General features: G+C 65.2%; 24 protein-coding genes. 8 read left to right on the plus strand and 16 right to left on the minus strand.

Features of this window, described 5'->3' with window-relative positions; genetic code table 11:
* The 8 genes from ACI8U3_RS12435 to ACI8U3_RS12470 all read right to left on the minus strand — a co-directional run.
* Positions 1-448, minus strand: a 448-nt coding sequence (locus ACI8U3_RS12435; RefSeq protein ID WP_415015192.1) for a type IV secretion system protein, incomplete at its 3' end; no start/stop codon positions are given.
* A complete protein-coding gene (locus ACI8U3_RS12440; protein ID WP_415015193.1) occupies positions 445-666 on the minus strand; it encodes a hypothetical protein in 222 nt (73 codons plus the stop codon). The genes ACI8U3_RS12440 and ACI8U3_RS12435, both read right to left, overlap by 4 nt.
* Positions 663-1388, minus strand: coding sequence for a type IV secretion system protein (locus tag ACI8U3_RS12445; RefSeq protein ID WP_415015194.1), 726 nt, complete (start codon positions 1386-1388; stop codon positions 663-665). The genes ACI8U3_RS12440 and ACI8U3_RS12445 overlap by 4 nt, the downstream gene beginning before the upstream one ends.
* Positions 1385-3760, minus strand: coding sequence for a VirB4 family type IV secretion/conjugal transfer ATPase (locus ACI8U3_RS12450; RefSeq protein ID WP_415015195.1), 2376 nt, complete (start codon positions 3758-3760; stop codon positions 1385-1387). The genes ACI8U3_RS12445 and ACI8U3_RS12450 overlap by 4 nt, the downstream gene beginning before the upstream one ends.
* Positions 3753-4088 carry a type IV secretion system protein VirB3 gene (locus tag ACI8U3_RS12455; RefSeq protein WP_415015196.1) on the minus strand — a complete coding sequence of 112 codons (336 nt, stop codon included), beginning with the start codon at positions 4086-4088 and terminating at the stop codon, positions 3753-3755. The genes ACI8U3_RS12450 and ACI8U3_RS12455 overlap by 8 nt, the downstream gene beginning before the upstream one ends.
* Positions 4089-4164: 76 nt before the next feature.
* Positions 4165-4509, minus strand: a complete 345-nt coding sequence (locus ACI8U3_RS12460) for a TrbC/VirB2 family protein (protein WP_415015197.1) — start codon at positions 4507-4509, stop codon at positions 4165-4167.
* 178 nt (positions 4510-4687) lie between these two features.
* Positions 4688-5686, minus strand: a complete 999-nt coding sequence (locus tag ACI8U3_RS12465) for a DUF6624 domain-containing protein (protein WP_415015198.1) — start codon at positions 5684-5686, stop codon at positions 4688-4690.
* Positions 5687-5771: 85 nt separating this feature from the next.
* The gene (locus ACI8U3_RS12470) at positions 5772-7265 is read right to left on the minus strand and encodes a hypothetical protein (protein WP_415015199.1); all 1494 of its coding nucleotides are present in this window, start codon (positions 7263-7265) and stop codon (positions 5772-5774) included.
* 350 nt (positions 7266-7615) lie between these two features.
* On the opposite strand from ACI8U3_RS12470, the gene ACI8U3_RS12475 reads away from it, so the two are divergent.
* The gene (locus ACI8U3_RS12475; protein WP_415015200.1) at positions 7616-7915 is read left to right on the plus strand and encodes an SDR family oxidoreductase; all 300 of its coding nucleotides are present in this window, start codon (positions 7616-7618) and stop codon (positions 7913-7915) included.
* A 174-nt stretch (positions 7916-8089) separates the two neighbouring features.
* On the opposite strand, the gene ACI8U3_RS12480 is transcribed toward ACI8U3_RS12475, so the two are convergent.
* From ACI8U3_RS12480 to ACI8U3_RS12510, 7 genes are all read right to left on the minus strand, one after another.
* Complete coding sequence (locus ACI8U3_RS12480; protein ID WP_415015201.1) at positions 8090-9331, minus strand: hypothetical protein; 1242 nt, start codon at positions 9329-9331, stop codon at positions 8090-8092.
* Positions 9332-9386: 55 nt separating this feature from the next.
* Positions 9387-10163 (minus strand): SagB/ThcOx family dehydrogenase, encoded by a 777-nt coding sequence (locus ACI8U3_RS12485; RefSeq protein ID WP_415015202.1) that lies wholly within the window; start codon positions 10161-10163, stop codon positions 9387-9389.
* A gap of 37 nt (positions 10164-10200) precedes the next feature.
* Positions 10201-11544: a YcaO-like family protein gene (locus ACI8U3_RS12490; RefSeq protein WP_415015203.1), complete on the minus strand. Its 1344-nt coding sequence runs from the start codon at positions 11542-11544 to the stop codon at positions 10201-10203.
* Positions 11541-12410, minus strand: a complete 870-nt coding sequence (locus tag ACI8U3_RS12495; protein ID WP_415015204.1) for a TOMM precursor leader peptide-binding protein — start codon at positions 12408-12410, stop codon at positions 11541-11543. The genes ACI8U3_RS12490 and ACI8U3_RS12495 overlap by 4 nt, the downstream gene beginning before the upstream one ends.
* A gap of 80 nt (positions 12411-12490) precedes the next feature.
* Positions 12491-12640: a hypothetical protein gene (locus ACI8U3_RS12500; protein WP_415015205.1), complete on the minus strand. Its 150-nt coding sequence runs from the start codon at positions 12638-12640 to the stop codon at positions 12491-12493.
* 113 nt (positions 12641-12753) lie between these two features.
* Entirely contained in the window at positions 12754-13584 is an 831-nt protein-coding gene (locus ACI8U3_RS12505) for a metal-dependent hydrolase (RefSeq protein WP_415015206.1), read from the minus strand.
* 42 nt (positions 13585-13626) lie between these two features.
* Positions 13627-14844, minus strand: a complete 1218-nt coding sequence (locus tag ACI8U3_RS12510) for an MFS transporter (RefSeq protein ID WP_415015207.1) — start codon at positions 14842-14844, stop codon at positions 13627-13629.
* 83 nt (positions 14845-14927) lie between these two features.
* On the opposite strand from ACI8U3_RS12510, the gene ACI8U3_RS12515 reads away from it, so the two are divergent.
* The 3 genes from ACI8U3_RS12515 to ACI8U3_RS12525 all read left to right on the plus strand — a co-directional run bounded on the left by ACI8U3_RS12515 (position 14928) and on the right by ACI8U3_RS12525 (position 17334).
* Positions 14928-15257, plus strand: coding sequence for a winged helix-turn-helix domain-containing protein (locus ACI8U3_RS12515; RefSeq protein ID WP_415015208.1), 330 nt, complete (start codon positions 14928-14930; stop codon positions 15255-15257).
* 333 nt (positions 15258-15590) lie between these two features.
* Complete coding sequence (locus ACI8U3_RS12520; protein WP_415015209.1) at positions 15591-16274, plus strand: YkgJ family cysteine cluster protein; 684 nt, start codon at positions 15591-15593, stop codon at positions 16272-16274.
* A gap of 145 nt (positions 16275-16419) precedes the next feature.
* A complete protein-coding gene (locus tag ACI8U3_RS12525) occupies positions 16420-17334 on the plus strand; it encodes an SDR family oxidoreductase (RefSeq protein WP_415015210.1) in 915 nt (304 codons plus the stop codon).
* A gap of 58 nt (positions 17335-17392) precedes the next feature.
* Here the strand turns inward: ACI8U3_RS12525 and ACI8U3_RS12530 are convergent, their stop codons facing one another.
* On the minus strand, positions 17393-18256 hold the full coding sequence (locus ACI8U3_RS12530) for a DUF2306 domain-containing protein (protein WP_415015211.1): 864 nt from the start codon (positions 18254-18256) through the stop codon (positions 17393-17395).
* A 366-nt stretch (positions 18257-18622) separates the two neighbouring features.
* Between ACI8U3_RS12530 and ACI8U3_RS12535 the strand changes: the two genes are divergently transcribed.
* Genes ACI8U3_RS12535 through ACI8U3_RS12550 form a run of 4 tightly spaced genes read left to right on the plus strand, consistent with a single transcriptional unit; the run spans position 18623 to position 22784 of the window.
* Positions 18623-19099: a (2Fe-2S)-binding protein gene (locus ACI8U3_RS12535; protein WP_415015212.1), complete on the plus strand. Its 477-nt coding sequence runs from the start codon at positions 18623-18625 to the stop codon at positions 19097-19099.
* The gene (locus tag ACI8U3_RS12540) at positions 19096-21435 is read left to right on the plus strand and encodes a molybdopterin cofactor-binding domain-containing protein (protein ID WP_415015213.1); all 2340 of its coding nucleotides are present in this window, start codon (positions 19096-19098) and stop codon (positions 21433-21435) included. Before ACI8U3_RS12535 ends, ACI8U3_RS12540 begins: the two co-directional genes overlap by 4 nt.
* A gap of 52 nt (positions 21436-21487) precedes the next feature.
* Positions 21488-22528 carry a GTP 3',8-cyclase MoaA gene (gene moaA / locus ACI8U3_RS12545; protein WP_415015214.1) on the plus strand — a complete coding sequence of 347 codons (1041 nt, stop codon included), beginning with the start codon at positions 21488-21490 and terminating at the stop codon, positions 22526-22528.
* Between the two features lies 1 nt (position 22529).
* The gene (locus ACI8U3_RS12550) at positions 22530-22784 is read left to right on the plus strand and encodes a MoaD/ThiS family protein (RefSeq protein ID WP_415015215.1); all 255 of its coding nucleotides are present in this window, start codon (positions 22530-22532) and stop codon (positions 22782-22784) included.

Here is a 22784-nt window from a genome sequence, read left to right on the forward strand (position 1 = left end):
CGATGATGAAGACCGCCGCGGCCACCACATAGGGGGCCGGGTTGAAGGCGGAGGCGTCGCGCGAGATGTCCTCGCCCAGCCAGGCCGCATAGGCGAAGAACTGGTCGAAGGCGGCGCCCACCCCGGGCGTCTCCGCCCCGCTGACGGCCCGCGCCAGGGCGTTGGGCAGGTCGCTGAACAGGGGCTCGGCCACGAAGCTGGTATAGGCCGTGGTGGTGGCCAGGGCGTAGAGCAGGGCCAGCTTGATGGAGCGCACCGCGAAATCCATCACCGGCTCGGCGATGGCGCCGCGCAGGATGGCGAAGCCGTAGAGGACCACATAGAGCAGCAGCGCCACGCGCAGCGGGCCGTCCACCTGGGCGATCACCGAGGCCAGCCTCTCGCCGAGAAACACGTTCAGCCGCTCGTCGATGAAGTCATAGCTCGGCGCGAACACCCGGAACGTCATGACCCGGATTCCCGCATTGTCTCGGCGTAGGCGGCCATGCGCTCGCGGCGTCGCGCCTCGGCCAGGCGCGCGCGGGCCGCGTCGCAGTCCGCATGGGCAAGACCGCGGTCGCAGTCGGCGACCCTGCGGCGCGCCCGGCCCGGATCGGCGTCCGGCGCGGCCTCGGGCTGCGAGCAGCCGGCCAGGAGGAGGATGGCGAGGAGGCTGGGGCGGATCATTGGAACGCCCGTTCATAGGCGGCCTGACGGGCGGCGCGGGCCGCCTCGGCGCGCTCCCGGGCCCGCTGTTCCTCCAGACGGTCTTCCGCCGCCTGGGTCAGGGCCAGTCCCTGCATGCGCAGCTGTTCGTTCTGGATCAGGGCCTGTTCGGCGGCGAGGCGCGCCTCCAGGTCCAGGACGGCGCGGGCGTTCGGCGCCGTGTCGAGGGCCTGGCGCAGGGCCTCCAGCCCCTCCACCCTGCGGTCCGACGCCTGATCGACCGCCTCGCCGAGCGCCAGGTCGCGCGCGGTGCGGGCGCCGGCGCGCTCCAGGCTGTCGCGATACCAGGCGTCCGCCGGGGACAGGTCGTCCGCCGGGGGCGTGTAGAGGCGGGTCTCGCGCCGGATGGCTTCCGCCCGTTCGGCCAGATCCTCAAGGGCGGACAGATCGCCGTCGCCGGCGGCGCGCAGGGATCGGAGGTCGGGCAGGGGGCTGCGGACCTCGGGCAAGCCGAGGGTCCGGGCCAGCCCATTGACGTCTGACAGATCGTTCAGGCTCTCGAACAGCGCCTGTTGCTGCTCGATCTGGGCCTGCAGGGCCTGAAGTTGCTCCAGCGCGGTGCGGGCCTCCCGGATCATCTGGGCGTAGGCGGTCGGATCGTGGACGATCATCTGGGCTTTGGCGGGGGCGGCGACGAACAGAAGGGCGGCCAGACTGGCCGCCGCGAGACGACGCGGGGTCATGGGGAACTCCTTCGGGCGTGGAAGGGGGCGCGCCAGTGGGCGTAGTCGTCGCCGACCTCGGCGCGGATGCGGTCCAGAAGGGCCACGGTCTCGGCGCGGCCGGACAGGATGGCCAGGGCCTCGTCCATGCCGGACAGGTCCAGCTGGACCACCACGCTGTCGTGGCCCTGCTTGACCAGAAAGCGATGGGATTCCGGCGTGAGCTCTTCGCGGACGAGCCGATACTCCTCCCGGGTCAGGCCGAAGCCGTCCATATAGTCGCGCGCCTGGGCGCGCGGGTTGGGCAGGAAGATCCGGGTGGCGCACTGCTCCAGCACGGCATGGGCGATGGGCGAGCGCAGCACATCGGCGGGGGACTGGGTGCCGAACACCATCAGGGCGTTCTGCTTGCGCCAGGTCTTCAGGCCGTCGCGCGCCAGGTCGGTGAAGGCCGGATCGCCCAGCACCTTCCAGAACTCGTCGATGTCCAGCACCAGGCGGCGGCCATCAACCCGTTCCATGATCCGGTGGAACAGATACAGCGTGGCCGGCGTCCGGACCTCGTCGTGGTCCAGGAGCTGGGTCATATCGAAGCCGGCGAAGCGGGCGTCGAGACTGAGCACGTCCTCGTCATTGTCCAGCACCCAGCCCAGGGGCGCGCCGCTGCGCCAGCGCTCCAGCCGCGCGCCGACTCCGCCGGCGTCCGCCTGACCGAGCAGGCTACGCAGGGCCGCGATGGAGCGCCGCTCCCGGGGCAGGGCCTCCAGCGCCGCGACGCCGTCGTCAATGGCCCGCGCCTGGGCCACGGTGAGGGTTTCGTCCGGCCGCGAGACCAGGGCCCGCACCAACTGGACGAGGAAGGCCCGGTTGGCGGGGGAGGGGGCCAGGGCCTTGAAGGGGGCGAAACCGGTGGGCTCGCCGTTGCGCAGGGCGAGATAGGTCCCGCCGCAGGCCCGCACGAACAGCTCGGCGCCGCGATCCTTGTCGATGAAGACCTGCTGGGGCCCGAACCGTTCGAGCTGGGCCAGCATGAAGTTCTGCACCACCGTCTTGCCGGAGCCCGAGGGGCCGCAGATGAAGGTGTGGCCCAGATCGCCCACGTGGAAGTTGAAATGAAAGGGCGAGCCGGCCGTGGTCCTGAGCACGGCGACGGCCGTGCCCCAGTGATTGCCCTTGGCCTGACCGACAGGGTGGGCGTGCAGGGGCGCCAGGGCCGCGAAATTGAGCGAGGTGATGGCCGCCGGCCGCGTGCGGCGGGAGAAGACGCCGGGAAACTGCGCCCAGAAGGCGCCTTCCAGGCCCAGATCCTCCCTTGCGACCACAAGGCCCGACTCCGCCAGCATGGCGCGCGCCCTGGACAGATGATCGGCCAGCGCGGACGGGGTGTCGCCATGGACAAGGACCGAGGCCTGGTGCTCGCCCATGACGAAACGGTTGCTGACCAGGTCGTCCAGGGCCTCTGTGAGGCCGTCGATCTGGGAGCCGGCGCGGTCGCGCGCCGAGACCATCTGGTTCTGCTTGCGCTCCATCACCGCCCGCGCCGACGTCTTGGACAGAAAGGCGAAGGACTGGGACATGACGAAGCCGAAGGGCGCCTTGAGCAGGGCGTTCCAGAGTCCGGGCCGGGTGGCGGCCGGGTACTCCTTGACGGCCAGGATGGCGCCGTAGCGTTCTCCCGCCACATCGCGCAGCTCCAGCGTTTCCCGCCCGAAGATGGCGCGCACCGTGTAGGCCGCCGCGCCCAGATGGCCGCGAACCAGCGGGGCCGGTGCCCGGCGACCGGTCAGGATCAACTGGATGACCTCCAGGGGCTCCGAGAACCACAGGCCCTCCCGCTGGACGAGATCGAGCCGACGCGGCGTGTAGCGGGCGAGATGCTGGGCCAGGTCCCGCCCGGCGTCCTCCAGCCGCCGCACTTCGGCGGCCAGCAGCTCGTGGTCGTCGCGCCGGGCCCGGCGCAGGCGGCGCAGCATGGCGGCCGCACGGTCGGCGCCGTCCCGGCCGGGATGGAGAACGAGGGTGACGAAGAGCTCGTTGACCCACAGGCGCCGTCCCGACATCCGCGCATCGTAGGCGCCGGCCAGCTCGGCGGCGAACGCGGACCGGAAGCCGGTGGAGGCGGTCGGCGTGATCTCCCGGCGGACAATGTGGTGCCAGATCGCCAGCCGGTCGTCGGCGAGGTTGCGCCAGGCCTGGTTCAGCCGGGCGTGCCAGGCGTTGAGGTCGCGGGCGTCGGCGGTTTCGAAGCTCGCTCCGGCGACCTGGAACATCATCATCAGGGCGCCGCTGTCCAGGGCGACCACCGATTGCGCCACGTGCCGGGCATAGGGAAGCTGCGGCCCCGCTTCCGTTTCGCGGCGCAGACGCGCGCGGGAGAGTCGCGCCTCAGCCACGGCGGAACTCCGCCGGACCATAGCGGCGCACCACCGGCAGCGGGGAGACCGAACTGCCGCCCCACAGGGCGCCGTTGCGGCAGCGACCCTTGGTGTCGACGTAGACGAACAGGAGCCGGAAGGCGTTGTGGTCGGCGCGGCAGACGGCGCGGAACACCAGGTGCAGCGCGGGCGCCACCAGGAGATAGAGCAGGCTGCCGCCCACCAGAAAGACGACGCCGGAGACGATGACATTGACGCCCATCGCTTCCATGGGCACGCCCAGGACCATGGCGGGTCGGGTGCAGGCCAGAAAGAGCGGGTTCTCGATCAGGCGATCGTCGGTCATGGCCGCCTCCCGCCAGGGCCCGGGCGCAGCAGGGGATGACGCTCAGCCACCATGGAGATCGCCGTTGCGGCGGACATCAGGCGCCGCCGGTGATCAGGTTGACGATCTCCGCCGCGCCGAAGACGACGACGATGCCCAGCACCACGATCGCTGCGCGGCGCAGGTCGAACAGTCCGAACATCCAGAGGATGCCGACGATCACCACAGCGAGCACGGCGAGGAGGCGCGCGGTGTTGCCGGTCAGCATGTCGACCACGTTCTGCAGCAGCCCCTCGACGTTGGCCGAGGCCAGCGCCGGCTGCGCGGAGAGGGCCATTGCGGTCAGGGCGATGCAGACCAGGGCGCCTAGCCGGCGGCCGCAAGACGAGCGGGCCGGGACGGCGGATCGGGGCGGGGCGAGGACGGCGACGGAAGGGGTCATGGGCGTCTCCAGACGGGAGCGCTCATCTCAGCCGGTCCCGCGGGACGTCGCGACCCGTCAGGTCGCCGTGGGAGATTTACGGATGGAGGGGAAGCCGTCTGTTCCGGGTCTATATGACCTGAGCCGTTCTCCCCTCGCCTTCAGCACCGCCTGCCCGGTGGAGGCCGGCACACTAACGTCAGCCGTCCTCGGCTTCGGCGCGGGTGCAGAACCGCGCCCCGCGCGCCGCGTAGTCCGCCATTGGTGGCAGGCCCGCATCTTCCCTCAGCCGATCGAGCTGCTCCGGGGCCTCCAGCGGCCGAGGGCGCCAGTCCTGCGGGCCGGCGCAGTACATCTGCGTTCCATAGCGCTGCCGCCCGGTCGCGGCGAGACTGACCCGATCATGAAGGTAGGCGTACTGCGAAGCCGGGATGTCCCCGCTTTCGACCAGCGGCGCCATCTGGCCGAGGACCGTCCGCTGAAGATCCGGAAAGCCATCCGCATGCTGGACCATGAGCCAGGCTGCGCTGGCCGCGAGTTCGCCGTCACCAGACTCAGAAAACCATCCCCGCGTGGCCAGAATGTCCGTCAGCCATTCCGCGTTGGCGGCGTCGCTGGCGCAGACCACGGGCCACATCAGTCGCCGGTAGACGGTCTCCACAACCGCGAGGTTGGCGGGAGCCGGATCAAGCAGATCGCTCGAGGACATCCCCCTGAGGTACTGGTCCCTGGCCGCCCGACCGAGGAGTTCAGCGACCACGACATCCGCTTCGCTTCGCGAGGCTGTCAGGAATTCGTGGGCGCGAGTGACTGAAGGAACATCCCTCAACTGGCCGCTGGCCAGATCGGCCGTGATCGTGTCCGCCGCCGCCCGGGCCGCTTCAAGGCCGGCGCGCGCCTCCTCCGGCCCGAGTCCATCCGCCACGGCGTCAATGCGCGCCAGTGCGGTCGCTTCAGACGGCGCCGGACAGCCCCGGAAGCTCGCCGCATCGAAAATTGAAGACGCACCATGGGCGTCGGCGACCTCGCGATGGGCATTCCGCAGGACCTGGTCGAGTTCATCCGCGTCAAGAGCGGCCAGCTGTGGCAGCGTCATCGCCTTCCAGTCCGGCTCTGGAAGCCCGCCTGAAATCGGGGCGCAGGCGGCAAGGAGCGAAAGCTGAAGGAGACAAAGACACTTTCTGGAAGTTCTGATCATCGCCGACGCCTTGATTGAAACGGGGCCCTGACGGTTACTGGATATTGATCGCGCCAACGTCCCAGGTAGCCGTGATCTCTGTCTATCAGGGCGTTCTCGGCCGGGGGCGAATTGTGAATCCCGGCGAGGGGATCTCGACATCAGACGGGCAGGGCAGCTGAATGGATCGGCCTTGGCCGAGGCCCACCGTCAGTTGATCATCCGCCTGGCAGCTGGCCAGCATTCCATGAGCAGCTTCTGCGTCCTCCAGGAGGGTCTGCCCCGCGATGGAAATCACGTCCGGATCCCCGCTGAGGCCGCCGCAGTCCGATCCTGTTCTCAACCGCATGTCCTCACCGCCGATCTCGATGCCGGCGTCCACGCCCGCGCATGTCTCCGCCAGCAGGGTCCCGAGGATCGCCAGTCTGTAGGCGTCTTCATTCACGCCGAACTCGACCTTTAGTTTGTCGCTGGACAGTTCCGCGGCGATCCGGCTCCAGTCCTGGTGGGTGGACGCGCCCAGGACATGCCGCGCCATGCGCCAGCGCTCATCCGTCCCGCCGGCGCGGCGGTTCAGATTGTCCCAGAACCGGTCGCCGGGCTGGCTTCCCGGTCCGGCGTCGGCGGCCCAGACGGCCAGAAGGCCGCAGGAATAGGTGGCGTAGGACCGGCCGGACCCAAGGTCCAGGAAGGACCCGCCCCCCAGCAGGGACAGGCTGCTGTTTCCGGCCAGCCCGAGGCGGGAGGCGACCTCGGCCGGACCGTGCTCAAGCGCATGCGAACGGGCCAGCAGGGCCGCGTACTCGGCAGATCCTTCGCGAAGCCAGTCCGGCTGGTCAGCGCCTACCCCGGCAGCCAACTGGAAGACGTGGAAGATCTCATGGGCGATGAGACGATGTAGGGCGTTGGCAGCGTCCTCGGGAGGGCTCGTCCAGATGGCTCCTCCGAGACGCAGGGTCAGGAGGGCGGGCGGCGTCACGTCGCCGATCAACCCCATCGGGCCGGGTACGTCGTGCGCAATGATCATCTCCGCGCTCACGGCGATGGGCTCGGGCCACGCGGCCCGGTAGTAATGGAGAGCCTGCGCTGCGGCGCTGCACGCCGCGCTCGTCAGATCTGGCGGGGCGTCCGAGGCGACGGAGAGATCCGACCCACAGGCGACGATGGACCCCTCCGGCCCCAACAGGACGTTCCCAAGCGCCGCGTCGCCGGCGATCACCCCATGCGCCTGATCGCCGACAGCGAGGGTGATGCGGGCGCCGGCGAGGGAAGGAAGATACGGGCCGTAGACCACCAGACCACGCTCGCCGAACCTGAATGCGGGGCGATATTGCCCCAGGGCTTCATCAGCGCCCAGATCCGCGCCAAGTCTGATCGAGGTCCCCGCGGGGTCTGATGCGCCGGATGCCGAAGACGCGATCGGGCGCCAGTGATCGGAAGCGGACTGGACGTCAGCGAGGCATCCCGGCCGGGGGGTGAGAACCAGCTGCACGTTCGTCGGATCGCTCCAACCGAGTTCGAAACGTGCTTCTGCGACTGGCTGGTCACAGGCTGCGGCGGGCGCCGGGGACACGGCCAGAATGGCGGCCAGGAGCATCATCCCGGGATCTCCCTGGATTGAACTGATCCTGGTTGAGCGCTGCCCTTCAGGGGCGACACGCCGCAAGCTGTTTGAAAGGCGGTGGTCATTTGGGATTGGATGGCAAGGCCCGTGAGGTGGGCGATCGGAGGGCTGAAGGTTCAACTGCCTCAGGTTGTGTGAGCATCAGCCACTTCCAATGTCGTTTGCGCTGTGCTGGCCATGAGCCTTGGGGAGTTCGGTGGCCGTTTGCCTTGAGCGAGATGTCGTCGGCATGCGCGCTTCTCTCGGTGCGAGGCGTGTTTTCAGAAAGCCCAATGAACTCCCCAATCCCATGACACGCTCGCCTCGATACACTTAAAAGTCGAGTCATGTTCGCGACCTACGGCGTTTCTGCCGCCACCAAGGCGGCGGTGCAGAGTCTCAAGCAGATCCTCGCCCAGGAGATGCGGGGCCGCATGATCCCGGTCATTGGGGCGGCGCCCGGCCCGGCGAGGACCAAGCTGCCCCTGGACGGCAAGAGCGAGGAGCTGGTCCAGCGTCTAGCTGGAATGAATCCCATGGAGCGCCTGGGCGAGCCCGAGAGTATCGCCCGCCTGGTCGCCTTCCTGCCGGTCCCGGCGGCGGCGGGGTCAACGGCCAGACCATCCACCGATGGCGGCATGTGCTGACGCCGCGAAGCTGTGTGCATGCTCACGCTGAGGCCCTGCCGGTTTCCTGGGGCCGGGGCACGTCACCAATGGAGGTTCAGGCAGGTTTCCGTCGTTGCGCATTCGCCGTAACTCAAGGCTTCCGCTCACATGCGGCTCAGGTGTCGCCTCCTTCGTCGTCTAATCTGAATTGCATCAGGGACGGCGAACATGCTGCTCAAAGTCATCGAGCGCCCTGCGAAGATACGTGTCTGACGGAGCCATGGCGCTGGCCCGCGACAGGCTCGCCAGAGCGGAAGCCGAGGGACTCTCGGTCCCGTGATCGTCAAATTCAAGGAGGGTCGGTTGGGTGAGCGAGATCATATGGATCGCGGCGTCCAGCAGATGCCATTCAGGGGCGTTGGGCGAAAGCAACGATTTGAGGTACGCGGCGGAATCGCCAAGCCACGCAGAAACACCGCCCCCCCGCGGAAGAGCATGAAAAATCCGAAAAGCAAGCCAACGCGCACAGAGATGCTGAAGCGCCACCGCTCCTCCGCGAACGGACGAATCAAACAACAAGTTGTAAGTGTGAGATGCAAGTCTGCCGCTGCTGGAAAAGTCTACGAACGCAGCCATCGCCCTATCGTATAGGTCCGGAGGCGGGAGCGGGGTCGGAAACCTTTCGCCGAACAAATCCGATTCAATATCAGCAACAGGCGCGCTAAAAACTTGCTCGATAAAGTGAATGGAAGCACTCCCAGGCAGGCATGTATCATAAGCGGCCTTAAGGGAGCTGGAGCCAACTCGAAGCTGCATCTCTTCAACTAGACGCGCCGCGTAAAGGTAAGAAAATTTTCTCTGCCTCGGATTGTTGCTCACACTGGCAAAGAGGGCGTCGCCGGCCGGCACCAGCATCATAGCTGCGAGCGACCGCCGGAGTGGAGCGTGCGCCGCCATGATTTCCCCTTCCTCGTCCTCCGTGGCGAATGCTGCTGATGCAGGAGGAAAAAGCGTATGATTTACTACTGCGATACCCTCATCCAGAAACCGACAACCAGACCGAAAGAAGCAGTGGGTAAGCTCATGAGCAAGAATCGACTGTGCGGAGGGGCCGCATAGATCCTCCTCGCCGATGCCGACAACATGAAGCCCTTCCATCGCGTGGTCATTGAAGGCAAGCCTTCCAGCGCCGTTCAAAGGAACGACAAGAACACATCCATCATGGCTTCCGTACATTTCTTCCAGGTATGAAAATACGTCGACCGCGAGCCTAATCCATGTGCCGACAACGCGATACTCTACTGCAAACAGTTTGCCAAATGCACTTATATGACAACCTCGACTGGCCCCGGACATAATCGAGCGCAAGTGCGGATGATCCAGCCCCCACGCTTCAAGGGTCGACCAGGAACGCTCAATCTCGGCCTTATCGTTTCTCGCCATCGCATCGAGCAACGACCGAACAGTATCAACGTCATGGCGAGGGTGTGAGCGCCCTGAGGTCATCGTTTCAGCCTTCCGGCGGACCGCCAATAAGCAGGGTGTGCAGGACGGATTCATCCCTACCATCCAGTCCAATGATCTCATTCAATTCCGCGTCGTAGTACGCTCCCCACGCTGTGCAGGACAAGTTCAGGGCGGCGGCGCTGAGACAGACATTCTGGCCCATGTGTCCGGCTTCCAGGCACATGAACCGGTATGCGCGAAGGGCGTACTTTTCAATCACGCGCGAAAGGATGCCGGACACGACTATCGCGCAAGCAAACCCGTTCTTGAGGCCAAAAAACGGCTGCAGCAACATGTCCAGCGAGGCTTCCCTCTGGATCGAAGACAACGATCTCGATGTCGGGTTGTAATGATACACCCCTTTCTCAAGCCCCGTTACATCAGCAACCAGAATATAGACCTCACACGGATACAGAGCGCCCGGGGAGGGGTATGTTCTCTTATGTATGGTGGCGTCCCCGACCCTTGTTTTATCGATGCGTGTCACGCCAAAGGAGTCGGTGAGAAGCGTTTCCAGTTGGGGAAGCGTGACCGCCTGTGCGGTGGGCGGAGTCGAGCGACGCCGACCGAGGACCGGCTGCAGCGGCGAGGTCAGCGACGGAGGGCCCAGGAATGTCTTTTCATGCGTTTCGTACTGCTTTGCACGACCCAGCGCATGTCTGATGATCTCAGGGTCCGAGTTAAAGGCCGCAACATTCTGTGCAAACGAACTCCCTGCGTCGCGGTCCCATCGCTCGGCCAGCCTCAGCTCAAGCACCAGTCGCCATGCTGTATCGACCAAACTTGACTGCCGAGCGTAGCGCACTGAGAAATCTCCGTCAGGGGAAGGGGTGCGGATCCATGTTGACCGTCCCAGGCAGTTCAACTCCGAGAAACTCGGCAACCACCGCTAGACGTTTTGTGTCATTTGTGTAGTTTACTATACCGGCGTGAAGGGGTTGAAGACCAGGAACCAGAACACGACCTGTATATAGAGAGAGATCGCGCACGTCTTCGGTTGTCAGGTCCACAAAAAGCGTCTCGTATCCTCGCGCTGAAAGTGTGTTTACCATTGAGAACAATTGATCGGACTTATCGCCCACCTGGAATGGATCCGACAGCAGGAGAGACTGACGCGGCGAGTTATAGAGAAACTCAAGTCGTGGCTCATTATCTTTGCAGAGATAGAATTCCATGTGATGATGGAAATTGCTTATATCTTCTATCGCCGGCGGAGCTGTAACATTGGCCATCTTGGCCTGTAGAGCCCACGATAAAGAGTGATACGCCTCCACGATTGCTTTCGACGCCGCCTCTAGTGGATCGGGGTGTGCGGAAGCGCCGACCACTGTGGAAATTGATCCCCATCGCGGTCTAATAGTCACAAAGACCACGGGTACACCTAGGTCCGTAGTAATGTCGAATACAGTAATGGACAGCTCAGGCCGTTTCAGAATGCTGGATACGCCAGGGCTGAACAGCCCAATGGTTTCGGGACCAATCGCGATCTGTGGGGGAGATCGTCGGAGCGCCCACATGCAGGCGAATGCGTCGCGTTCGATTACCTCACGCAGTCCGGTCCAGGCCACGTCTACAATTTCGGCGCCGCACGCCATGCCGGTGGATGTGGATTGGGTCAGGATCTCTGCCCTATCCGCCGCTTTGTAGCCAAGATACACAAGCTGAGCTGGCACTAGCGTGGTTCGATCCCCAGACAGTAGCGTCGCATTGCACCACGCCCTGGAAGCGAGCTCATCGTAGGGCGCATAGGGAAAGCCATCTACGTACTGCTCGGAACTGAAGAGGACAAATTTTTCGCAATCAAAAGCGGATGAACCGAGGTCAATAGCGCTTGACTGTATTAGAGTGGCCGGATTGTATATTCCGCCAGCATAGCGCTCTATAGACTCTCCGATGGTTGAATAAAGACATTCAACGCGATTTAATCCTGCTCCAGCAGCGCTCAGGCGCTCGCTAGGTGCGCTCTGCTTTCCAGTTCTGGGATAATAGGGATCAGCCAGCCTGGTCCAGGCCGTGTAAAGGCCTGGCACGCTTTCATTAGGCTCACTCTCGGTGAGATTTCGAATGACCCCCAAGCGGGAATGGATGGCTCTTTCCATAAGGCGTTGGAGGTCGGCGGGGAGCTCTCCCATCCGCGGTATTTCGTATGTCTCTGAGGTCACGGAATGGTCCGGCAAGCTGGACAGTCAGGCAACCTGAGAATGGTGGCGCGCGCGGTGCGACCGGTTAGGGGATTTGTCTCCCAAAGTTCCGCAGGGTGGGAAGGGTGACCGGTCCCTTGAAGGGCTGAGAGAACCAGGCAGGCGACCTGGTGAGCCGCCCACGACGCCAGGAATGGGCTCGGCTTGTGCGGAAGCCAGGCGGGTTGATCAGCCCGCGCATCAAACTCTTTGAGGTGCAGGGCGCTGCTCCGCATTCGCTGGTGGTAGCATTCATAACATGCCGTGGCGCCAGGCCTGACGAACGGGCCCATCTGAATTGAGGACGCTGTAATGCCCACAAAAATGAACGCTGAGGCGGAAGTAGCGGCAATCAGGTCGGAATTGGCTTTCCGAAAATGCGAAGGATCATTCTGATCGGAACAGACCACAGCCAATGCCCCGGTCGAGAACAGTTCTCCAGGCGGCACGGTCCGACATTCTATGTCCAGGCCGGAGAACACGCGTTCGACCGCTTCTGCAAGCTGGCCACCGCCCGTTAGTTCAACTGGCCCGTCGAGATTACTGTCGCCCCCAAGATTCAACACACTGTTGTGCAAGCGATTCAACGAACGTATCGGATCGCCCTGCGTCTGTTCGCAATCGGCCAAAAAACCCTCCTGCTCCAGTGCTTCAAGGGCCGGACTTGCTGCTTCACCAACGATCCGCGTAAGCTTGCTCTGAATGTCACTTCGCCGGCGACCATTCTCAGAACCACGAAGCAATCCTGCTATTGCCTGGCCGTGACGGCGAAAAGTCTTGGCGGAGAACGGGCCTCGGACTTGGATCGCGTCCGGCCCCACGAAGATGATCTCGGTGGATTTCGCCAAGCATAGAGTTTTATCGCCCGAGAGAGCGGGCGGCTCGACCAATCCATAGCTAGTGTCGCCGAACCGCCCGCCGCCGGACATTAGTTGCCGACACCCTCTCCAACGTCCACCGTGGAACAAGAGCAAGTGCATCCAGCCGCGACCTGGGCGTCAAAGGCGTCAAAATCGCTTCCGCTTTCAGAGGTATCGGACATCAAAGCTTCAAATTCGGCGTTCAGATAATCAGTCATCTTAGTCCTCCGAGTCTGGGCAGCGGCATTGCTACCCAAATCTCAGAATGCAATTCTAAGTAGCATGAGTCAATCTCGCTTAAGTAGCACGCGCCAACTGCGCGCCATGCGCATCAATCCGGTTGCGCCGTCAGGGAGCTTTGATCCTTATCGTACTGATCCAGAAAGCTGATCAATGCCGATGGCGCGTGGTCGTGCTTGGGGTGATAAAGGGGACTCCTGATGCGCTCCATCCGGGGGCGGAAATAATTATCGAGTGCGTCGAAATACAGTATTTGATTTCTTATAGAAAAGCGATGTTCACCTTCACTCATGCCTGTGCGGTAACGCTTTAGGAGCTCGGCGCTTACATTTCCAGCATGTGATTTCATGTGATTGTAGGCGCGATCAACACTGTGCCGACGACGCAGGTATGCATTCGGTCCCCAGCCCGCAACTGCGTGGTAGGCCCGAAACGGGACTAGCCGGTGTTCAAACTCTTCTGCGAAATGCCAACTCCAGAGCGTCATTACGGCAGGATCTGCGTCCGAAATAGCAGGGGCGACAACATCATAAAAATAATGGGCGTATACGACGCCGATAGACTCTACGGCCTCGACGTAGGCCAGTCGGTCAACTATCGATCCTTCTGATAAATTTGCGAAGTAAGAAATAAGTGACTGGTCTAGGTTGTGGTACTCATCGGATTCATCATGCCAGGTGGATGAGTTAAAACTACCGTGATAGTGCTTGTGTGCGGTTTCCTGACGAATAAAGGTATCGACGTCTCTCGCAATGTCCGTGGGCAGGAATGGCTTTATTTCCGCCATGGCCCTGATCGCAAAAGTCTCAAAATGGGCCGTGTAACTGGAGACCGCGTTCAGCAAGAATGCGATTTCTCGATTTGACGGAATCCAGGCTTCATTGGATGAGGAAAAATCCAGCTTCGGGTTTCGGACGCGCATCGGCCTCTCCTGATCATTGAGATAGACATACTCGTTGGGCGTTTATCGAGCATCGCGCACATTCCGGCTCGATATGAATGCTGCCGCACCAAGGATTACGGATGCGATGAGAAATGGCCCTCCGGCGATGAGGGGATAATCGGAGACTGCATAGTAAATTATCCCAAACAACATTGGGCCGACTATACCCGAAAGGGCGGCCACCGACGAAACGCCGCCTTGGAGACGCCCCTGTTCGCGCGGTCCCACCTCGCGCGTCATGAGCGCCTGGGCCACGGGGCCGGACATCCCCCATAGCGCCATAACGGGGATTGCGAGCCAGAAAACCAGGCTGTTCGGCGCTGTTCCATACATAAGGAAGCCAGCAGCGCCCGCGGCTAAGGAAAAAACCAGCGCACCCTTTTCGCTCAGCCGCTTCAAGACCGCGCGAAGGACCAGAGTGTTGGCGAGTATTGCGCATACTCCCATCACGCCAAATGCGACGCCAATAGCCGTTTTTGACAGGCCGAAACGATTGGTTGCGTAAAGAACGAACGTCGCCTGAAGCGCATGGTGGGCAAACTGCGCCAGGAACGCAATAAGGGTGAGGTTGTTGAGCTGACGGATCGTCAGTAGCCACTTGATCGAACCGAACGCGTTCGCTGACTGCCATCTGAAGGGCGCGCGGTCTCGCTGAGGTAGCGATTCTGGCAGCAGAACCGCGCCGTAGAGCGCCACGAAACCTGCCGCTGCCGCAGAAACGAAAAAGGGGAGGCGTTCACCGAGGGCGCCTAAAAGCCCTCCCACTACAGGCCCGCATATGAAGCCTACGGCTATTGCAGCCCGCAGGGCGCCAAAGGCCGAGGCGCGGTCGCCTGGTGCGGTAATATCAGCCACATAGGCGTGAGACGCGGCAACGTTCCCGGAGAGAAGGCCAGAAAACACGCGGCCGAGGACAAGCCAGAACAGATCGGGTGCGAAGGCTATCAGAAGGTAGTCAGCAGCAAAGCCGGCATTTGACAGCACGATCACGGTCTTGCGCCCGTATCGATCGGACAGCGCTCCCAGGACTGGAGCTGCCAGGAAATGCAGGGCCGACCAGAGAGCGATCAGCGCTCCATTGATCCAACCGGCATGGCGGGGATCTGACGCCATTCCTTCGATGATCTGAGGCAGGACCGGAAAGGTTATGCTCAAGCTCATCGCACTGAACGCGGCGCTTGCCAGAATGAAAGGCAGCGCAGACGAGCTCGATCTTTCTCGCAGCAGGAATTTTCGCATTGACCCCTATCAGCCATCTGTCTGAGAAGTTAGCTCTGCAATGCAGAGCTCTTTGGGCTACGCTCGCTTGAGGATTGAGTTCAATGAAGCCGACGCGCGAATTCGACCTGAATGCTATCGATGACCTTGTGCACTCCAAGCTTAGGTTAGGCATTCTGACGCTGTTAAGCCATGTCAACGCTTCATCATTCAACGAACTAAAGTCTAAACTCGGCGCCACGGACGGCAATTTATCCGTAAACCTTCGAAAATTGGAGGACGCGGGCTATGTCTCTATTGAAAAATCCTTTGTGAAACGCAAGTCACTCACGGTCGTGAGCATGACCACCTTAGGGGATGAAGCATATTCGTCTTACAGGCAACACATGCTCGACTTACTCCTGGGGCGCCATGTTTCCAATTTCGATGGGTAGGTCCTGTCTGCGGCGCCGCCACGGCCCTACTTCCAAGCCTACCACCTTTCGTTGCAGAAAAGCTACATCGGATTATCTGTGATTGAGTGTTGGCTACGAAAGCGTTTTCGTCATTAACAATGGGCCGGCCAATCAATCGCCTTTGATCGCGACCGTCCAAGCCAAGCGATTGTGTTGTGTCGAATGGCGATCGCAGCGGACGAGTTAGCAAGAACGCCGCGTTGGCAGGCCTCCAATGTTACTGGAAGCGTTGTCTGATCGGTCGGACGTTCAGGCAGATAATCCGGTTTTTCAGGCATTGGCCGACGACCCAGGACCGTTAGCGTTCGGGGCATGACCACACACGCCGCCGACCAGATCACCGCTGAAATCGGCTGGGTGGGCGACCAGACGAGGGCGCTGGCCCAGCGCTACGAGGGCGTCTTTGCCTCGCTGCGCGAGGCGCTGCGATCGGAGCTCGCGGCCTGCGACTCGCTGGCGGACGGGGCGCTGGCGGCCATGGGACTGGCGGACGCGGCCGCCGACGCCTTCCAGACGTCCCTGCCGAACCAGCCCGCACGCGACTGCCGGGCGGGATGCGACGCCTGCTGCCACCTTCCGGTCATGGTCCCGCCCGGCGTGGCCGAGGCCATCGCCGGCCATCTGGTCCGGATTCTGGCGCCTGACGCCCTGGAAAGCCTGAAGGTCGAGCTTGAGCGGGCGGCTGGCCACGGGGAGGGCCCCATGTCGGTCCCTCGAAGGCGACGCTGCGTGTTCCTGACCGAGGAGGGGCGCTGTTCCATCTATGCGGTGCGCCCGCCGACCTGCCGGGCCTTCACATCAGCCTCGGCGGCCGCCTGCCGGACCATGGTCCATGATCCCGGCGGCGGCGTCGCCGCCATCCCCCAGAACCCCTCCCACTATCGCCTCTATGTGGAAGTCACCGCGGCCCTTGAGCAGGCCGCCCGCGCCCGGGGCCTTTCCGATCGGCAGACCGGTCTGGCGGCGGGGGTTCTCGCCGCCCTCGGGGCGGCCTGATCACCCCGCCGCCATCTGAACGGCGCTATGGCAGTGCAGGATCGGGCAAAAACACCATTGGTTTGGGTATTCGCTTTCCGGCGCGCGGCGTCAGGATGGATGCAGGTTTTTCTCCCGCTCACGCGGATGCTGAAAGGTGCAGACAATGGCGAAATGGACAATACGCGACATGCCCGACCAGACCGGGCGCTCGGCCCTTGTGACCGGGGTCGGCGGCCTGGGCTTCGAGGACGCCCTGGCGCTGGCGGGCGCCGGGGCGGAGGTGCTGATGGCGGGTCGCAATCCGGAGAAGGGCGCGCAGGCCGTCGCAAGGGTTCGGCACGCGGTTCCCGGGGCGAAGGTGACCTTCGTGCAGGTGGATCTGGCCAGTCTGGACTCCGTGGCGGCCCTGGGGGAGCGGCTGCGCGGGGAGCGAAATCACCTGGACATCCTGATCAACAACGCCGGGGTCATGACGCCGCCGGTCCGGCAGGAGACGGCCGACGGCTTCGAACTGCAGCTGGGCACAAATCACCTGGGGCATTTTGCGTTGACCGGTCACCTGATGCCGCTTCTTCGCGCCGCCGGAGACGCCCGGGTGGTGACCCTGTCCAGCATCGCGGCGCAGTCGGGGGCGATCAATTTCGACGACCTGAACGCGGAGCGAAGCTACGCCCCCATGCCCGTCTACGGCCAGTCCAAGCTGGCCTGTCTGATGTTCGCCTTCGAGCTGCAGCGGCGCAGCGCGGCCGCCGGATGGGACGTGATCAGCCTGGGGGCCCATCCGGGCGTCTCACGCACCGACCTGCTGCTCAATGCGCCGGGCAGGAACAGCATGTCGGCGCGGATTCGCAGCCTGGCGCCCTTCCTGTTCCAGCCGGCGGACCGCGGCGCCCTGCCCACCCTTTATGCGGCCACGTCGCCCGACGTGGAGCCGGGCGGCTACTACGGTCCTGACGGATTCCAGGGCGTCCGCGGCTATCCGACGCGCGCGAAGGTTCCCGCCCAGGCCATGGACGAAGGCGTCGCCCGCCGTCTCTGGGAGGTGTCAGAGGCGTTGACCGGGGTCCGTTACGGCTGACGGGTGGCAGGACTCCGGTCGCCCTCACGGCCGGCCGGAGCCTGTTCGCCAGGGGCGGCTAGGTCGGGCCGCCCACCAGGCCGCTGATGGCGCGCGGGCCCCATGCGCCGCGGGTGAACAGGAAGGTGGCCAGGATGATGAAGGCGGAGGCCGCGAACAGGACCATCGCGGCCCCGGACCCGACGACCGCGCCGGTTTCCGTCCTGCGCGCCCGGATGAACATCTCCGCGACGATCAGGTTGGGCACATAGAAGAAGAACATCATGACGGCGTCGAACCAGCCGCTGAAGCCGGCGCCCATGCCGATGCCGCCGGTGGTCACCGACCAGGCGGCGTACTCCATGCGGTAGAGCCATGATCCCACGGTCAGGGCGAAGAGCCGGATGGCCCAGGCCCGGTGCCGGTCATACCGGCCGGAGCGGGCGTTGGTGTACGCCAGGACCGCGCACAGGATCATCAGCACGCCGTACAGGCCGAAGCCCACATCCATGAGGGTTCCGCCGACGGTTCCCGAGCCGGCGATGAAGGCCAGGCCGCCGACGCCCGCCAGACCTGCCGAAACCACATAGACCCGGCCGAGCCAGCGGTGCAGGACAGGGACCCGGCGGCGCACGGCGCCGAACAGCTGGATCGGCCCCAGAAGCAGAAGGACGCCGCCGGCGAGGAAGTGGGCGCCGATGGCCGCGGTGGCCAGGGGTGCGGCGGCGTCGTGCAGGCCGGGCAGGGACTCGTTCCAGCGCTCGGCCATGCCCCGGATGGCGGAGCCGCCGAAGAAGGCGAGGATGTAGACCGCGAAGATCGCCCCGCTCACCCAGGTGGTCGCCACCAGCAGCCGACCGCTCCAGCGAAGGGCGGCGGCGGAGAGTGCGCGGTCGCCGCGGGCGCGTCGGCCAGGCTCCGGGTTTGCAGCGTAGTCCGTCATGGGGTCGGGCCTTCTGTTCGTGGCGGAAAGACCGGGGCCGAACGCCGGGCCCCTGTCCTGATGCAGCAAAGGATGGCCGGCCCCTGTCGGTCCATCCCCGAAGTTCCGCAAAACTTGCCTGATCGTACTCCGCGCGTCGGAGGTTGTGCCCTGGGTGACCGGACAGGCTCCACCGGGCCTCCTGCCCGGCGGCCGCCATTTTGGAGCATTGGGCAAGTATTGCGCAGCATAGGGCACGCGGAGCGACCGCACTCCGTCGCATGGTGACCCGGTCAGCTGTGTGGCGGCGTGCGTAAGCCTGCAGCGGGCCGGGAGCCGTCGTTGCATCGGCGGCTCCTGATCCCGTCAATGATAGCGGAGGCCGGCATGGTCGCTCTCACCGTCAATGGAACACGCGTAGAGGTCGCCGCTCCCGACGACAAACCGCTTCTTTGGGCGCTGCGCGAGGATCTCGGCGTACTGGGCCCCAAATACGGGTGCGGCGTGGCCCAGTGCGGCGCCTGCCGGGTCCTGATCGACGGGGTTTCGACCCCGTCGTGTATCGTCCCCCTGGGCGAGGCCGCCGGGCGGTCCGTGGTGACCGTGGAGGGCCTGGCGGATGCGGACGGGACCCTCTCCATCATCCAGCAGGCCTGGATCGACGAGCAGGCTCCCCAGTGCGGCTACTGCCACCCCGGGTTCCTGATCGCCGTGACGGAGCTGCTGGCGACCAATCCGCAACCCAGCGACGCGGATATCGACGAGGCCATCACCAACATCTGCCGATGCGGGACCTATTCCCGAATCCGCAAGGCCATCCATCGCGCCGCCGCGGCGCGCCGGAGCGCAGGAGCCGCCGCATGACCCGCCGTATTCTTTCCCGCCGCAACTTCCTCATCGCCGGCTCCGTGATCGGCGGCGGGGCCCTGGTGACCGCCGTCGGCGGCGTGGGCCTGCTGGCCAGCGTCGATGTGGACGGGCTGGACGGCTATGTGGACGGCGAACGCGCCGTGCTCAACGCCTTCCTCGTCATTCACGAGGACGGGCGCACGGTGATCTACGCGCCGCGCACGGAGATGGGGCAGGGCATCCACACGGGCCTCGCCATGCTTGTGGCCGAGGAGGCGGACCTGCCCTTCGACCGCATTACGGTCGAGCACCCCACGGAACAGCTGGCGGTCTACACCACCCTTGCGCCGCTTCAGGTGCGCTTCGAGGAGGCGAGCGGGCCGGGTTTCTGGGCCGCGCGACGCGCCATGGGCCTGTTCCCCCTGGTTGGCACCGGGGGATCCCAGTCCACCATGGGCATGTGGACGCCCATGCGGCAGGCGGGGGCCGCCGCGCGGCACATGCTGGTGACCGCCGCAGCCGCGCGCCTGGACGTTCCGCCAGGGCAGCTGACCACGGCGGACGGCATGGTCCATCACGCCCGATCGGGGCGCAGCGTGCCCTATGCGGAGCTGGCCCGGGCGGCCGCCACGGTACGCCCGCCGCGCGAGATCGTCCTGAAGACGCCCTCCCAGTGGACCCTGATCGGCCGGTCCCAGCCCCGGGTGGATCTGCCCGCCAAGGTGCGCGGCGAGCCGGTGTTCGGCGTCGATGTGGTCCTGCCGGACATGCTTCACGCCAGCATCCGTCACGCGCCGGTGTTCGGCGGCGCCGTCGCCCGGATCAACAATGAGGCCGTCGTCCGGCGCCAGCCCGGCGTGGTGGACGTGGCCGTGATCGGCGACGCGAGCGTGGCGGTCGTGGCCGATTCCTGGTGGCGGGCGGAGACCGCGGCGCAGCTGCTGGACGTGACCTGGGCCGCCGCGGAGGCGGACGGGGTCTCGAGCACGACCATGGACCGGGACCTGCGCGCCGCCCTGGACGCGGGCGATGCGCGCGAGCACCTGCATGACGGGGATGTGGAGGCCGCCCTGGCGTCAGACGGCGGGCGCCGCGTGGAGGCAGACTATTTCACGCCCTTTCTGGCCCATGCCTGCATGGAGCCCATGACCGCGACCGCCATCGTCCGCGATGACGGCACGGCGGAGGCCTGGTGCTCGTCGCAGTCTCCCTTCTCCATGCGTGTGTCCCTTGGCCGGGGCGTGAGCCTGGCCGACTTCAGCGTCCGGTCCATCACGCCCCATGTGACCATGAACGGCGGGGCGTTCGGCCGGCGCAGCGAGCCGGATGTGATGGTCGAGGCGGGCTATCTGGCGGCGCGCCATCGCAACCGCCCCGTCAAGGTGATGTGGTCGCGGGAGGAGGACATCGGCCGGGGGGTGTTCCGCGCCATGGCCGGCGGGCGTCTGCGCGCCGTGCTGGGAGCGGACGGCCTGCCGTCCGCCTATGACGCCCTGGTGGCGACGCCGTCGCTGGCCCAGTCCACCTCAAGCCGGATCCTGCCGATCGGCGACGGCGCCAGTCCTCACCGGGACCGGTATTCCATCGAGGGACTGGACAAGCACCACTACGCCCTGCCCAACCGCCGCATCAGCAGCCGGCACGTGCCGAGCCATGTGCCCGTCGGCTTCTGGCGGTCCAACGGCTACTCCTTCAACACCTTCTTCTCGGAGTCCTTCATCGACGAGTGCGCCCTGGCGGCAGGCGAGGATCCGCTGGCCTACCGGCGCAGGCTGCTGCGGGACAGTCCGCGCCATCTGGCCGTGCTGGACCGGGTGGCCGACATGGCCGGATGGGGCGCGCCCATGGGGCCCGGCCGCGGCCGGGGGATCGCCATCGAGGCCTGCTACGAGAGCGTCATCGCCGAGGTGGCCGAGGTCACGGTGTCGCCGGACGGCGAGGTGACGGTGGACCGCGTCTTCTGCGCGATCGACGTGGGAACGGTCGTGAACCCCGACGCGGTCATCGCCCAGATGGAGGGCGGGATCCTGTTCGGGGTGACCACGACCCTCAACAGCAACATCACCTTCGAGCGCGGGACGGTGATGCAGACCAATTTCGACGACTACCCCATGCAGCGCCTGCACAATGCGCCGGAGGTGATCGTCGAGATCGTACCCAGCACCCTGCTGCCCGGCGGGGCCGGCGAACCCGGAATCGTCCCTGTCGCCGGGGCCATCGCCAACGCGATCCATGCGGCCACGGGCCGGCGGTTGCGGTCCCTGCCGCTGACCCTGACCGAGACCGTCGGCGTAAGGCGCACCCGTACGGTGCTTCCGCCGGCGGCCGCATCCGCCGCGCAGGCGGCATGACGCGCCTGTCCCTGACCCCCGGTTCCCCGCCCGAACGAGGCTCCTTATGGGCATGACGACGCTCTTTCGCGCCGAACATCTGCGCACCGCCACGCCGGCCCTGGTGGACCCGTTCGGTCGCCGGATCGATTACCTGCGGCTGTCGGTGACCGACCGCTGCGACCTGCGATGCGTCTATTGCATGGCCGAGCGCCAGACCTTCCTTCCGAAGTCGGAGGTGCTCTCCATCGAGGAGCTGGCGCGGCTCAGCCGGGCTTTCATCGGCCTGGGCACGCGCCGTCTGCGCCTGACGGGCGGAGAGCCGCTGGTGCGCAAGGGCTTCATGGACCTGGTGTGCGAGCTGTCGCGGCATCTGGCGGACGGATCGCTGCAGGATCTGACCCTGACCACCAACGGGACCCAGCTGGCCGCCCATGCGGAGGCCCTGGCCTGGCTGGGGGTGCGCCGGGTCAATGTCTCGCTGGACACCCTGGATCCGGACGCCTACCGGCGCATCACGCGCGGCGGCGACCTGGCGCGGGTGTTTGACGGACTGGCGGCGGCCCGCGCGGCGGGCCTGGCGGTCAAGATCAATACCGTGGCGCTGAAATCCGACAACGCCCATGAGCTGCAGGACATGGTGGCCTGGGCCCACGGGCTGGGCATGGAGATCACCCTGATCGAGACCATGCCCCTCGGCGAGATCGAGGCCGACCGCACCGACCAGTTCCTGTCTCTGGAGCAGGTGCGCGAAGCCATGGGCCGCCGCTGGATCCTGAAGCCCCTGATGAAGCGCACGGGCGGCCCGGCGCGCTATGTGCGGGTGGAGGAAACCGGCGGGACCCTGGGCTTCATCACCCCCCTGAGCCACGGGTTCTGCGAGGCGTGCAACCGGGTGCGGGTGACCTGCAAGGGCGAGCTGTTCCTCTGCCTTGGGCAGGAGGACCGCGCGGACCTGAGGCCCCTGCTGCGCGACCATCCCCATGACGACGCGCCGCTGATCGACGGTATCCGCGAGGCCATCGGCCGCAAGCCGAAGGGCCACGACTTCCGCGTCGCACGCAACGGCGACGGGTCGACGGTCATGCGGCCCATGTCCATGACGGGGGGCTGAGATGGCGAAGGTCATGCTGTTCGGCGCCCTGGGCGATCTGGCGGGCTGGAGCGAGCGGGACATCGCCGCCGACACCCTGGGCGCGCTCAGGGGCGCCGTGGCGGGCGACGACACCCGTCTGGCCGAGCGGCTGGCTCACGCCAGCACCCTGGTGATCCTCAACGACGCCCTTTTACCGGCCAGCCAGCGCCGTGACGACCGGCCCCTGGCGCCGGCCGACCAGGTGGCCTTCGGCTCGCCGGTGAGCGGAGGCTGA

The sequence above is a fragment of the Brevundimonas sp. genome (assembly GCF_047617075.1).
Lineage (GTDB): Bacteria > Pseudomonadota > Alphaproteobacteria > Caulobacterales > Caulobacteraceae > Brevundimonas.

Bases quoted from the DNA above. Each gene is read 5' to 3' on its own strand.
- ACI8U3_RS12440 (WP_415015193.1), bottom strand. From the start codon at position 666: ATGATCCGCCCCAGCCTCCTCGCCATCCTCCTCCTGGCCGGCTGCTCG.
- ACI8U3_RS12445 (WP_415015194.1), bottom strand. From the start codon at position 1,388: ATGACCCCGCGTCGTCTCGCGGCGGCCAGTCTGGCCGCCCTTCTGTTC.
- ACI8U3_RS12455 (WP_415015196.1), bottom strand. From the start codon at position 4,088: ATGACCGACGATCGCCTGATCGAGAACCCGCTCTTTCTGGCCTGCACC.
- ACI8U3_RS12460 (WP_415015197.1), bottom strand. From the start codon at position 4,509: ATGACCCCTTCCGTCGCCGTCCTCGCCCCGCCCCGATCCGCCGTCCCG.
- ACI8U3_RS12465 (WP_415015198.1), bottom strand. From the start codon at position 5,686: ATGATCAGAACTTCCAGAAAGTGTCTTTGTCTCCTTCAGCTTTCGCTC.
- ACI8U3_RS12470 (WP_415015199.1), bottom strand. From the start codon at position 7,265: ATGATGCTCCTGGCCGCCATTCTGGCCGTGTCCCCGGCGCCCGCCGCA.
- ACI8U3_RS12475 (WP_415015200.1), top strand. From the start codon at position 7,616: ATGTTCGCGACCTACGGCGTTTCTGCCGCCACCAAGGCGGCGGTGCAG.
- ACI8U3_RS12500 (WP_415015205.1), bottom strand. From the start codon at position 12,640: ATGACTGATTATCTGAACGCCGAATTTGAAGCTTTGATGTCCGATACC.
- ACI8U3_RS12505 (WP_415015206.1), bottom strand. From the start codon at position 13,584: ATGCGCGTCCGAAACCCGAAGCTGGATTTTTCCTCATCCAATGAAGCC.
- ACI8U3_RS12510 (WP_415015207.1), bottom strand. From the start codon at position 14,844: ATGCGAAAATTCCTGCTGCGAGAAAGATCGAGCTCGTCTGCGCTGCCT.
- ACI8U3_RS12515 (WP_415015208.1), top strand. From the start codon at position 14,928: ATGAAGCCGACGCGCGAATTCGACCTGAATGCTATCGATGACCTTGTG.
- ACI8U3_RS12520 (WP_415015209.1), top strand. From the start codon at position 15,591: ATGACCACACACGCCGCCGACCAGATCACCGCTGAAATCGGCTGGGTG.
- ACI8U3_RS12525 (WP_415015210.1), top strand. From the start codon at position 16,420: ATGGCGAAATGGACAATACGCGACATGCCCGACCAGACCGGGCGCTCG.
- ACI8U3_RS12530 (WP_415015211.1), bottom strand. From the start codon at position 18,256: ATGACGGACTACGCTGCAAACCCGGAGCCTGGCCGACGCGCCCGCGGC.
- ACI8U3_RS12535 (WP_415015212.1), top strand. From the start codon at position 18,623: ATGGTCGCTCTCACCGTCAATGGAACACGCGTAGAGGTCGCCGCTCCC.
- ACI8U3_RS12540 (WP_415015213.1), top strand. From the start codon at position 19,096: ATGACCCGCCGTATTCTTTCCCGCCGCAACTTCCTCATCGCCGGCTCC.
- moaA (WP_415015214.1), top strand. From the start codon at position 21,488: ATGACGACGCTCTTTCGCGCCGAACATCTGCGCACCGCCACGCCGGCC.
- ACI8U3_RS12550 (WP_415015215.1), top strand. From the start codon at position 22,530: ATGGCGAAGGTCATGCTGTTCGGCGCCCTGGGCGATCTGGCGGGCTGG.